Origin of the sequence: Erwinia sorbitola (assembly GCF_009738185.1) — a bacterium.
GTDB lineage: Bacteria > Pseudomonadota > Gammaproteobacteria > Enterobacterales > Enterobacteriaceae > Erwinia > Erwinia sorbitola.
Genome location: NZ_CP046509.1, coordinates 2,524,442 through 2,536,866 on the forward strand (window position 1 = coordinate 2,524,442; position 12,425 = coordinate 2,536,866).

The following is a 12,425-nucleotide window of genomic DNA, read 5'->3' on the forward strand; positions in this document are numbered from 1 at the left end:
TATTTTTTAAACCACATAGAACGAGGTAAAAAAAAGCACAGCGGATGCTGTGCTTTTTCGGTTAATTTGCCGCTGCCGGTGTTGCTGGCGGCTGCTGTTTTTCAAGCTGCGCGAGGTCTTCAGCAATCTTCACCGTTTCATCAAGATACGGATCCGGCTCCTTGTAATCCTTCGGCAGATCGTCAAGTTTAGCCAACGGTTTCTTCCCTTCGGCTTTCAGGCGCGCGTTAATACGCTCCAGACGCAGAGCATCATCCTCATGGTTCTCTTTCTCACGCTCGGCAAGATTGAGGGAGATGATATTGCGCTTATCTTTATTAGCATTAAAGCGGGCAATATCTTTGATGATGTACTGGAACTCAGCATCCTTAGCAATGCGATCCTGATGGTCTTTCAGCAGCTGCGGTAAGAACGGTTTAATATCGCCTGTTTTCACGTAGGTTGCAGCTTTAACGCTGTCCCACGGTAAGGCGTTATCCTCGAACTTCTCACCGGTTTCTACCGCTTCCACACCGGTTGGCATCAGCAGATCCGGGGTTACCCCTTTACGCTGAGTGCTGCCGCCGTTGATACGGTAGAACTTCTGAATAGTGTACTGAACAGAACCCAGCGCTGGCCACTCAGGACGCAGCATCTGATCGTAGATACGATTCAGGGAGCGATACTGCTGCACGGTGCCCTTACCAAAGGTAGGCTCACCCACAATCAGCGCACGGCCATAATCCTGCATAGCAGCGGCAAATATTTCAGAAGCCGAGGCACTGAAACGGTCAACCAGCACCACCAGCGGGCCTTTATAATAAGTCACACCGTCGGTGTCGCTGTCCTGACGGATCTTGCCATTATTATCGCGCACCTGCACAACCGGGCCGCTCGGGATAAACAGACCGGAAAGCGATACGGCTTCCGTCAGCGCTCCGCCGCCGTTGGTACGCAGGTCAATCACGATGCTGTCAACGTTTTGCTTTTGCAGTTTTTGCAGCTGCACTTTTACGTCATCAGTCAGCCCGACATAGAAGCCTGGAATATCCAGTACGCCAACTTTCTGTTTGCCGACGTTATGCACGGACATTTTTACCGCGCGATCTTCCAGACGGATTTTTTCACGCGTCAACGTAACGGTACGGGTTTTAGTCCCTTTACCGGCAGGCAGAATTTCCAGCCGTACTTTGCTGCCTTTCGGGCCTTTAATCTGCGCTACTACATCATCCAGACGCCAGCCGATTACATCAACCACAGGCTTGCCCGGCTGACCAACGCCGACAATACGATCGCCAACGGTAATGGTTTTGCTCTTAGCGGCCGGTCCGCCTGCCACCATAGAGTTGATGACGGTATAGTCATCATCCATTTGCAACACAGCACCAATACCTTCCAGGGAGAGGCTCATTTCGGTGTTGAACTGCTCGGTGTTGCGCGGTGAGAGATAGTTCGTGTGCGGATCAATTTCATGCGCAAACGCCGTCATTGCCAGCTGGAACACATCTTCACTGTTGCTCTGCGCCAGGCGGCGTATCGCGAACTGATAGCGTTTGGTGAGAACCTCGCGGATCTCTTTCTCATCTTTACCGGCCAGCTTGAGGCTCAATTCATCGTATTTGACTTTAGCATCCCACAGGGCGTTCAGCTCTGCGGTGCTTTTAGGCCACGGTGCTTTGCTACGATCGATATCGATGGTGTCGTTGCCGGTGAAATTCATCGGCTTATTCAGCACGGATAACGCGTACTGATAACGTTCAAATCGGCGTTTTTGCGTCAGATTGTACAGATCATAAAACGCCGAAAGCTGGCCGCTTTTAAACTCTTCGCCCAGCGTAGTTTTCTTGTCCGCATATTGCATAATATCCGACTCCAGCAGCACATTGTGGCTGTAGTCGAGCAGGTTCAGATAGCGGTCAAAGATTTTAGCGGAAAAATCTTTGTTGAGATCGAACTGGCGATAATGGGATCGGGTAAAACGGGAGGTAACACGCTCACTTACCGTGGCATGCTGTGCTTCCTGATGTAGCTGCGGAAGTTGATCGGCACGCGTAATAGCGTCGGCCGCAAAAACATTGCCTGCGATAAACAGGCCCGCAATCATGGTGCTTTTAAAAAGAGTGTTCATGCCCTGATTAGCCTCCGTATCAGAACTGCAAGTGTTCTGCGCGTACTATCATTGCCAGGCCGGAAGCTAACTGAACCCGGACGCCATCTTTGGAAATTTCCAAAATGGTGGCATCCATCGCACTTTTACCTGCGGTCACTTTAATGCTCTGGCCTACTTGCAACGCTGATGTGTCGGTAACCGGTTTGCGTGGCTCCGGCTGTGTTTCTACACGAGGTGTGGAAGAGCCTGTTTCGGCCTGAGGGCGTGCAGGTTTGCTACGCACTTTACGTGGCTGCTCACCCTCTGCCGCAGGTTTACGAACAGGTTTACGCGGACGACGCGGAGCAGTTTCTTCACCTGCTTCACGCTTTTTCGCCTGCTGCTGTTCGCGCTGTGCCTGCACACGTGCTTTCGCTTCTTCAAGCTGTTTGCGCGCATGTTCTACATGCTGTTCGTCAAGCTGACCACAGGCATTGCCATCAAGGTCAACACGCGTCGCACCAGCTTTGATGCCATAAAGATAGCGCCAACTTGAAGTATACAGACGCAGTGCGGAGCGAAGCTGAGTTTTACTCAGACCCATTTCGCCCTGCACGCGGTCGACTAAATCTTGAAAGATGCCGATTTTAAGCGGTCGTGCTTCCCCTTCTGAGCTAAAGCATTGGGGAAAACGCTCTGCCAGAAAGGCGATGACTTCTTTGGTGCTATTCAACTTAGGTTGATTTTCCATGAAATTTCCTGATTACAACGGGTTTGCCAATCAGCGCGGGCATGAACAGGCGTCATTATAATGACACCATCAGCAAATGCTACGTGATCCAGCGCTTTAGGTGCGTTTCATGTGAATAAATTTTTCCACATCCGATCCGGCAAGCACCTCACAAAGCCCGTCCGTCAACGCTTTTAGCCCCGCTTCATCCTCACTGTCAAAGCGGTTGTATTCCACACTATCAATATCCAGGACACCGATTACACTGCCGTTAACCACCAGCGGCAACACAATTTCTGCATTGCTGGCAGCATCGCAGGCAATATGTCCGGGGAAAGCATGCACGTCATCTACACGCTGTACGGTGTTCTCCGCCACGGCGGTTCCGCAGACACCACGTCCAACAGGAATACGCACGCAGGCGATTTTTCCCTGGAACGGGCCAAGCACCAGCGTCTTTTCTTCCGTTAACAAATAAAACCCTGCCCAGTTAACCCCATCAAGACGTTCGTATAAAAGCGCGCTACAATTGCCCATCGCCGCGAGAAAACTGGTTTCGCCGCTGAGTAATGCACGCATATCACGATTGAGGTCGGTATAAAATTCTGCTTTTGTCATTGTTTAACCATTGTAGAAACGATGACGACACAGCAAAGCCTGCATCGCCCGATAAAATTAGCATTAAAAAACCAGCGGGCAAGATGATTCAATCTATTAGTTACTATAACCTTAGATGTATCCGAATACTGAAGCATGGCTATACTGAGTCTTGCTCTCATGGCGTTAATCAGCCTTAACCCTGCCCTCCACCTGCGCTGTGTGGGCAAAAGCACGATCGGGAATATGAAAATACACGCCATAAGTCATGCTCTGCCACAGGCACGTTATCAGCGATGCCCCCAATGTGATACCCTTTTTTCCTTACCAGATGTGAAATCCCGCCAGTCTGCACACTGCCCTCGCTGCAATGCGCTTATCCTTAACGGGCGCGACTGGTCGATGACGCGACTTTCGGCAATGGCCATAACCATGATGGTGCTGATGCCGTTTGCATTTAATGAGTCGCTAATGTCTGTGCGTCTGCTGGGAACTAATATTTATGCCAGCCTGCTTGGGGGCATTATGCAAATGGCGCAGCAGGGGGATGTTATCACTGCATCGATGGTTGCCTTCTGCACTATTGGCGCACCGGTTACGCTGGTAGCTTCTATTGCCTATCTCTATTTTGGTGAAAAACTGGGTATGAACCTGCGCCCGGTGCTGTTAATGCTTGACCGCCTCAAAGAGTGGGTGATGCTGGATATTTATCTGGTCGGCGTGGCTATCGCGTCAATTAAAGTCCAGGACTATGCGAGCATTACGCCAGGCATCGGGTTAATAGCCTTTATTTCATTGACGATTCTGAGCCTGTTAACGCTGATTCATCTTAACGTTGAACAGCTGTGGCATCGTTTCTACCCGCAGCCGCACCCCAATGTTCCTGTTGCACAGCTTCAGGTCTGCCTGAGCTGCCACTTTACCGGAGTTGCTGACGATCGCGGCCGCTGCCCGCGCTGCCATACCCCTCTGCGTTTTCGCCGCCACTTCAGTCTACAAAAATCCTGGGCGTCATTGATTGCGTCGATCGTACTGCTGATCCCTGCCAACCTGCTGCCAATTTCAATTATCTATCTCAATGGCGCTCGTCAGGAAGACACGATTCTCTCAGGGATCCTTTCGCTTGCCTCCGGTAATATTCCGGTGGCCGCAGTGGTGTTCATTGCCAGTATTCTGGTTCCTTTTACTAAGGTTATCGTATTACTGACGCTGTTAATCAGTATTCATTTCAACTGCGAACAGGGTCTGAAAACCCGTATTCGCCTGTTGCGCGTGGTCAAGTGGGTTGGCCGCTGGTCAATGCTTGACCTCTTTGTTATTTCGTTAACCATGTCACTGGTCAATCGCGACCAGCTGCTGGCTTTTACTATGGGGCCCGCTGCCTTCTATTTCGGTTCAGCGGTCATACTTACTATCCTCGCCGTTGAGTGGCTGGATAGCCGTTTACTTTGGGATGCTCATGCAACAGGAAACGCCGACTACACCGACTAACGCACGCATAAAAAACCGGCGCAAAATATCCCCGTTTTGGTTGCTGCCGTTTATCGCCCTGCTGATTGCAGGCTGGCTGATCTGGACAAATTACCAGGAACGCGGCACAACGGTAACCATCGATTTCGCCACCGCTGATGGTATTGTGCCAGGCCGTACGCCGGTGCGCTATCAGGGGGTAGAAGTCGGCCTGGTACAGGGAATCAGTATGACTGACGACCTGCGCACCATTAAGATCAAAGCCAGTATCAAAAGTGATATGAAAGGTGCACTGAGGGAAGAGACTCAGTTCTGGCTGGTCACGCCAAAAGCCTCCCTGGCGGGTGTCTCAGGCCTGGACGCGCTGGTGGGGGGTAACTATATCGGCATGATGCCCGGCAAAGGGGAGCCACGGGAAAACTTTGTCGCACTGGATACCCAGCCCAAATATCGCCTTAACACCGGTGAGATAATGATCCACCTTCATGCTCCGGATCTGGGCGCACTGAACAGCGGCTCGCTGGTCTATTTCCGCAAAATCCCGGTCGGACGCGTCTATGACTACAGCCTGAACTCCGGCAATAAAGGCGTGACGATAGATGTGCTGATTGAACGTCGCTTTACCAACCTTGTAAAAAAAGATAGCCGTTTCTGGAATGTTTCCGGCGTAAAAGCTGATGTGGGTCTTAGCGGGGCGAAAGTCCAGCTGGAGAGCCTGGCTGCACTGGTTAACGGTGCTATCGCTTTCGACTCACCGGAAGCATCCGAGGTGGCGAAATCCGAGGACAGCTACTCCCTCTACCCTGACCTGGCGCAAAGCCAGCGCGGCGTGATGATCTCCCTCGACCTGCCGGATGGTAAAAACCTGAAGCAAGGCAGCACTCCGCTGATGTATCAGGGGCTGGAGGTCGGTATGTTGACAAAAATGACGCTGCTGGATAATGGAAAAGTCAGCGGTGAACTGACCCTGGATCCCTCCGTTACCGGCCTGATGCGCACGGGAACCCGCATTGAAATGCGCAGCCCGAAAATCAGCCTGAGCGATACCAGCCTCAGCAGCCTGCTCACGGGAAATACGCTGGAACTGATCCCGGGTGAAGGTGCGCCTGAAAGCCATTATGTGGTTCTGCCGAGTAATGAATCGCTGTTACAGCAGCCCAATGCGCTGGAACTCACTCTTACTGCGCCGGAAAGTTACGGCATTGATGCCGGGCAGCCGCTGATGCTGCATGGCATGCGTATCGGGCAGGTGATCAAACGTACCCTCAACGAGAAAGGCGTGACCTTTAAAGTTGCGGTCGCGGCTGATTATCGCCAGCTGGTGCATGGCGATAGTAAATTTATCATTAACAGTCGGCTTGATGTAAAGCTGGGCATTGACGGCATGGAAGTGCTGGGTGCAAGCGCACGTGAATGGGTCGATGGTGGGATCCGTCTCGACCCCGGCAGCAAAGGCGTGGTGAAAAACAGCTACCCGCTGTATGCCAATAGTGAAAAGGCCGAAGAGGGGATCATCGGTGATACTCTGCCAACCACCCTTACCCTGACTGCCAGCAGTTTGCCCGATATTCAGGCGGGCTCGGTGGTGCTTTACCGTAAATTCCAGGTGGGTGAGATTGTTAGCGTAACACCACGTACCGATGCTTTTGACGTTAACGTGCACATCAAACCTGAGTACCGCCGTCTGCTGACGCAAAGCAGCGTGTTCTGGGCCGAAGGCGGTGCCCGGGTGCAGTTGAACGGCAGCGGTCTTACCGTACAGGCATCGCCGCTTAACCGGGCCCTGAAAGGTGCAATCAGCTTTGATAACCTGAGCGGTGCTGGCGTGGGCTTAACCCGCCAGGATAAGCGCGTACTGTATGATTCAGAAACGACTGCACGCGCCGTCGGCAGCCAGATTACGCTGCGCACCTATGATGCCAGCAAACTGTCTGCCGGTATGCCGATTCGCTATCTGGGCATCACTATCGGGCAGCTGGAGTCGCTGGCGCTGGGGCCTGACAACAAACAGGTCATCGCCAAAGCGGTACTTTATCCGGAATACGTACAGGACTTCGCCCGCCTGGGTACACGCTTCTCAGTGGTTTCGCCGCAGATTTCCGCTGCGGGGGTTAATCATCTTGAAACGCTGCTTCAGCCTTATATTAACGTCGACCCCGGCAAAGGGCGCGGCCAGCGCAGCTTCGAGCTTCAGGAATCAACCATCACTGACGCGCGCTACCTGGACGGCCTTAACGTGGTGTTAGACGCACCGGAAGGCGGCTCTCTGTCTGTCGGTACACCGGTGCTGTTCCGCGGTGTAGAAGTGGGCACCGTAACCGGCACCTCGCTTGGGGCTATGGCAGATCGTGTGCAGATAACGCTGCGTATCAGTAAAAAATATCAGCATCTGGTACGCAATAACTCGGTGTTCTGGCTGGCATCTGGCTACAACCTGAAATTTGGTCTGATCGGTGGCGTCGTAAAAACTGGCACCTTCCAGCAATTTATTCAGGGTGGGATTGCCTTTGCCACGCCGCCAACGGTTCCTCTGGCTCCGCAAGCTTCTTCTGGAAAACACTTCCTGTTAGAGGATGAAGAGCCGAAAGACTGGCGTAAATGGGGCACTGCCCTGCCACAGTAAATATCGTAAAACACTAGCGGTGCCTTATGTTGCGACATAAGGCACCAGCTTTACGCCCTGACGCTAACAGGAAAAATTTAAAAACATTAAAGATCTTATTTTTTCCCCTCACCATCAGCATGCTAAACTTGAGGCTCATTTTCCCCCCTGGATTTAGCCTGTGTCTCACTCTTCCCGCGTGTATTTTCCGCAAGCCTTTCTCGATCAAATGCAGCTGTTACTACCAGATATCACCGAATACGAGCGTTTCCTCGCGATCAGTGAAAAACCCTTACGCCGCAGCCTGCGCGTGAATACCTTAAAAATCAGTGTCGCGGACTTCCTCACCTTGATAGCACCTTACCAGTGGGCGTTAACGCCGATCCCCTGGTGTGCCGAAGGATTTTGGATTAGCCGGGACGATGCCGATACGCTACCGCTGGGCAGCACAGCCGAACATCTCGCAGGGCTATTCTATATTCAGGAAGCGAGTTCGATGCTGCCGGTCAGCGCACTTTTCCACGGCGATGCAGCCCCCGAACGCGTAATGGATATGGCGGCAGCACCAGGTTCGAAAACAACGCAAATTGCTGCCCGTATGAATAACGGCGGTGCCATTCTCGCCAATGAATTTTCGGCCAGCCGCGTCAAAGTCCTTCATGCTAATCTCAGCCGCTGCGGGGTTAGTAATACCGCGATGACCCATTTTGATGGGCGCGTATTTGGCCCGGCACTTCCAGAGTGTTTTGATGCCATTCTGCTTGATGCTCCCTGCTCAGGGGAAGGCGTGATCCGTAAAGATGCCGATGCCTTACGCAACTGGTCAGAAGCCAGCAACGCCGATATCGCCGCTACGCAGCAGGATTTAATCAACAGCGCGTTCCATGCCCTGCGCCCGGGCGGTACGCTGGTTTACTCAACCTGCACAATGAACCACACTGAAAATCAGCAGGTTATCACCTGGCTGCTGGAACAGTATCCGGATGCCGTTGAAATCGAACCGCTTGACCAGCTGTTTCCAGGGGCACAGCAAGCCGCCACCCCGGAAGGTTTTCTTCATGTGTTTCCGCAGATTTTCGATAGTGAGGGCTTCTTTGTTGCCCGTCTGCGTAAAACAGCCAGTGTTCCCCCACTGCCTCAGCCCGGCTACAAAGTGGGGAAACCTCCGTTCAGCCCGCTGAATCGCAAGCAGCAAGAGGAAGTGATCGCGGCAGCGACGCGTTCAGGACTGCACTGGGGAGATGAACTGGCGCTGTGGCAGCGTGATAAAGAGCTGTGGTTATTTCCACGTGCTATTGAGGCACTGCTTGGGCGCGTACGCTTCTCACGTATAGGCCTGAAGCTGGCTGAGACCTTCCCTAAGGGCTATCGCTGGCAGCACGAAGCCGCTATTGCTTTGGCCGATCCGGCCTCATCCCATGCCGTTGAACTAAGCAGCAGCGAAGCGGAAGAGTGGTATCGCGGGCGGGATATCTATCCTGAGCGTGAACTGCCCGCCGATGAGCTGATTATCTGCTATCAGCAGCAGCCTGTCGGCATCGCTAAAAAAGTCGGCAGTCGCATAAAAAATAACTATCCGCGAGAGCTGGTACGCGACGGTAAGTTGTTCAGTATGTAAATCACGGGCGGCTTCGCGGAGCCGCCCATTACTGTGACTGGGCACTCATTTTATTCCACCCTATATTGAGGCGTGGTTTATAGAATTTGGGTTAAAGTGATGACTTCTGACCTTCACGGATATGAAAGCCATGAGTAACCGAGCGCAGTTTTATCTGACACTGGTACTGATTACCGCAGGCAGCCTGTTAATTATTGAAGTCCTGGCGCGGCTGGTTCATCTGTTTATCGTGGGATAGGAGAACTGTCGGGCAAAACGTACGAGGGCCATAACAGCCCCGGTAACTGAATTATTTTAATGCCCGCGGGTTTTTACGCAGTGAGGCACTCCAGCTAAAATCTTTCACTTCACTCTCTTTAGCCGCAGAGGGTTTACGCGGTTTCTTTGCCATTACTACTTTGCTGGTTTCACGCACTACGCGCTCTTTCATCACCAGCCGCTTGGCTTCTTTGAGAATCTCTTTCTCTTCTTTCTTACTGGCTACGTGACTCAGTTTATCGGTCAACGTTTTAACCCGCTGCTCCACCAATACTTTTTCATCGTCCGTAAACTGGTCGATGGAAATTTCTTTCTCGCTTTTCATGCAACAGGCTCCTGGCCAGTCTTCAACGCTACGGGTATCCGCGGCATCGGGCCATCTATCATCGTAAAGCTCTGAGCGGTTCAGCACAAGTCACTATGGTAGAAAGTAAGTTTTGTTATTAAATGGCAGATCGCGTTCAATGCGTCTCTGCCGGATAAAATCATGATTAAAATCAGTCACCCAGCTTATGTTTATTGCTCTTCCAGGTACGAACATGCAAACATGGTACCTGAATGATAATCAAGGACTCAGCGCGCGCTGAGAGTCAAGGAGCCATAATCATGTCCATCAGCGATCTTTACACCTTTGCCCCCCTGTTCCGTATTCGAGGGGATATCATCACCAGCGTCAATGATGCTTACGGTGAAGTGACAGTGATCGATAACAAACATTTCCGCATCATGAGCTTTGACCGTGTTTTCGAGCAAAGCAAAATGCAGATCAGCGCGCCCTGGCTGCCGGTACATAATTATATCAGCGCGATGCTGATGTCCGTTGCGCTGACACCAGCCAGTCAGGTCATGGTGCTTGGCCTGGGCGGCGGCTGTCTGGTACGGGCACTGCACGCCCGTAACACAGAGATCGCCATTAACGTCGTGGAACTGCGTGCGGCGGTTCTCTGTGTTGCTCAGGTCTATTTCCACCTGCCTATGAGTAACTCGATTCACTATCAGGTCGGTGACGCCGCGCAGGCCGTGGCCAATGATGACGGCAGCCGCTACCACCTGATTTTGTCCGACCTCTACTCCGCCAACGCCATCGCGCCGCTGCAATCATCAGCTGTATTCCTGCGCCACTGCGCCGCAAAACTGCGCGATGACGGCTGGCTGGTGCTTAACCATTCAGAACAGCCAGAGAACATCTCACAATTCTCCCAAACCCTGCTGGAACTCTTCGCTACTGTTCTCTACTGCATCGCGCCTAGCGGAAACGTTGTGGTTTACGCCAGCCCTTCCCGGATTGCTGCTACTCTTCCTGAGTTGCAACAGCGGATGAAAGAGTGCGGCAGCGATTTTGACACTGATTTTGCGCCGCTGGCACAAAAACTGGCTTACTGGCCAGGCAGCCAACGCTAAATAATCTTTACCTTTATCAGGTTTAAATGCCCTCCCGTATTGCTGGCAGACCGCGCGTGGTCTACTTTTAGCGCGTAAAGAGATTTAGTTAATAACAGAGAAGATAAAATGATCATTCAGGGCATCAGTAAGGGATTCTTTATATTTATACTGGCGATTACCACGCTGGCTTTTCTCCACATCCTGGGACCTTATTTTTCCGCTATTCTTTGGGCCGCCATTCTGGCGATTATTTTCCATCCGCTGAAAACTAAAATCAGAAACTATCTGGGTGACAGAAACGGTCTGGCGTCACTGCTGACACTGCTGGTCATCTGTCTGATTGTGTTTATCCCACTGGCTGTTGTCGCTTCATCACTGGCGGTAGAGTTTAATGAACTCTACCATCGGTTACAGGGTAACCAGACCGAGCTTACCTCTGTCGCAGCGAGCGTGGTGAATCATCTGCCGGAATGGCTGCGTCACTTCCTGGTTGAAAATAATATGAATGATGCCAGCGCGATTCAGGAGAAACTTTCCGGCGTGGCAATGAAAGGCGGCCAGTTCTTTGCCGGTAGCCTGATGATGATTGGTAAAAGTACCTTCAGTTTTACCATCGGGTTTGGCGTCATGCTCTATCTGCTGTTCTTCCTGTTGAAAGACGGCGCGTACCTGGTGGGGCTGACGCTGGATGCCATTCCTCTTTCGCAGTTTGTGAAACAGCACCTGTTTGTTAAGTTTGCCGCCGTTTCCCGCGCCACGGTAAAAGGCACCGTGGTGGTGGCGGCTGTTCAGGGTGCGTTGGGTGGCATTGCATTCTGGTTTGCTGATATTCAGGGCAGCATTTTGTGGGGGTCACTGATGGCCTTCCTGTCGCTGATCCCGGCGGTTGGTTCAGCAATTATCTGGCTACCGGTGGTGCTCTATTTCTTCTTTACTGGTGCGATGGTAAAAGGGCTGGCGCTGACCTTCTTCTTTGTGGTGGTTATCGGTCTGATCGATAATATCCTGCGTCCGCTGCTGGTCGGGAAAGATACCAAGATGCCGGACTATCTGATTTTGATTTCAACTTTGGGCGGAATGGAAATTTATGGTCTGAATGGCTTCGTCATTGGGCCGCTAATTGCCGCACTGTTTATTTCCTGCTGGAACCTGCTCTCCGGTAAAGACCATAAAGGTAATACCGAGCAGATTGATGCTGACTTTATAGAAGAAGGTCAGATTCATCAGGAGAATCAGGAAAAAGAGCAGCAGGAAGAAAAAGAGAAGCAGGAAAAAGAGCAGCAGGCATAAATCATAACGGGGCTGATACAGGCCCCGTTTTTTATTCTGTCATGCTTAAGATGCGCATCGCGGCGGCTACTGCTGTCGTGCTGCATACCTGTGGTTCCCGTACCACACCACCGCAGCACCCATCACCATCGCGACGATAACGTAAGGGATCTTATCCTCTTCCGTGCCCCCTATTCCGCCTGCTGAGAGAAAATAGAGCCCGGCGACCAGCGAAAGAATCACTTTCTTAGCACCACCCATCGGCTTAATACAGATACTGCGTACGGCCCATGCCCCTATAACCAGTCCCAGCAGACCTAACATCGTTCCCATCACAACGCCCTTTTATAATCTGATTATTGATCGACACTGGCGTAATACACCGCAGACGGCAAGCCGTTGATGATACTGCGTTATGTCAGGGGTAAAT

The 12,425-nt window shown here is 51.9% G+C and carries 10 protein-coding genes; 5 read left to right on the forward strand and 5 right to left on the reverse strand.

Annotation, left to right across the window (positions count from 1 at the left end; all coding sequences use genetic code 11):
- Positions 1–61: 61 nt before the first annotated feature.
- The 3 genes from prc to msrC form a co-directional block, all read right to left on the reverse strand.
- A complete protein-coding gene (gene prc, locus GN242_RS11285) occupies positions 62–2,107 on the reverse strand; it encodes a carboxy terminal-processing peptidase (protein ID WP_154751003.1) in 2,046 nt (681 codons plus the stop codon).
- A 19-nt stretch (positions 2,108–2,126) separates the two neighbouring features.
- Positions 2,127–2,819, reverse strand: coding sequence for an RNA chaperone ProQ (gene proQ / locus GN242_RS11290; RefSeq protein ID WP_154751002.1), 693 nt, complete (start codon positions 2,817–2,819; stop codon positions 2,127–2,129).
- Between the two features lie 96 nt (positions 2,820–2,915).
- On the reverse strand, positions 2,916–3,416 hold the full coding sequence (gene msrC, locus GN242_RS11295; protein ID WP_154751001.1) for a free L-methionine (R)-S-oxide reductase MsrC: 501 nt from the start codon (positions 3,414–3,416) through the stop codon (positions 2,916–2,918).
- Positions 3,417–3,641: 225 nt separating this feature from the next.
- Between msrC and yebS the strand changes: the two genes are divergently transcribed.
- From yebS to rsmF, 3 genes are all read left to right on the forward strand, one after another.
- Positions 3,642–4,886, forward strand: a complete 1,245-nt coding sequence (gene yebS, locus GN242_RS11300; RefSeq protein ID WP_154751000.1) for a membrane integrity lipid transport subunit YebS — start codon at positions 3,642–3,644, stop codon at positions 4,884–4,886.
- Positions 4,855–7,488, forward strand: coding sequence for a PqiB family protein (locus GN242_RS11305; protein WP_154750999.1), 2,634 nt, complete (start codon positions 4,855–4,857; stop codon positions 7,486–7,488). Before yebS ends, GN242_RS11305 begins: the two co-directional genes overlap by 32 nt.
- Positions 7,489–7,648: 160 nt before the next feature.
- Entirely contained in the window at positions 7,649–9,085 is a 1,437-nt protein-coding gene (gene rsmF / locus GN242_RS11310; protein ID WP_156287499.1) for a 16S rRNA (cytosine(1407)-C(5))-methyltransferase RsmF, read from the forward strand.
- Between the two features lie 289 nt (positions 9,086–9,374).
- On the opposite strand, the gene yjbD is transcribed toward rsmF, so the two are convergent.
- On the reverse strand, positions 9,375–9,668 hold the full coding sequence (gene yjbD, locus GN242_RS11315) for a DUF3811 domain-containing protein (RefSeq protein WP_154750998.1): 294 nt from the start codon (positions 9,666–9,668) through the stop codon (positions 9,375–9,377).
- A 281-nt stretch (positions 9,669–9,949) separates the two neighbouring features.
- On the opposite strand from yjbD, the gene GN242_RS11320 reads away from it, so the two are divergent.
- Positions 9,950–10,744 (forward strand): spermidine synthase, encoded by a 795-nt coding sequence (locus GN242_RS11320; protein WP_154750997.1) that lies wholly within the window; start codon positions 9,950–9,952, stop codon positions 10,742–10,744.
- 108 nt (positions 10,745–10,852) lie between these two features.
- Positions 10,853–12,016, forward strand: coding sequence for an AI-2E family transporter (locus GN242_RS11325; protein ID WP_154750996.1), 1,164 nt, complete (start codon positions 10,853–10,855; stop codon positions 12,014–12,016).
- A 66-nt stretch (positions 12,017–12,082) separates the two neighbouring features.
- On the opposite strand, the gene GN242_RS11330 is transcribed toward GN242_RS11325, so the two are convergent.
- Positions 12,083–12,328, reverse strand: a complete 246-nt coding sequence (locus GN242_RS11330) for a hypothetical protein (RefSeq protein ID WP_154750995.1) — start codon at positions 12,326–12,328, stop codon at positions 12,083–12,085.
- Positions 12,329–12,425 lie beyond the last annotated feature (97 nt).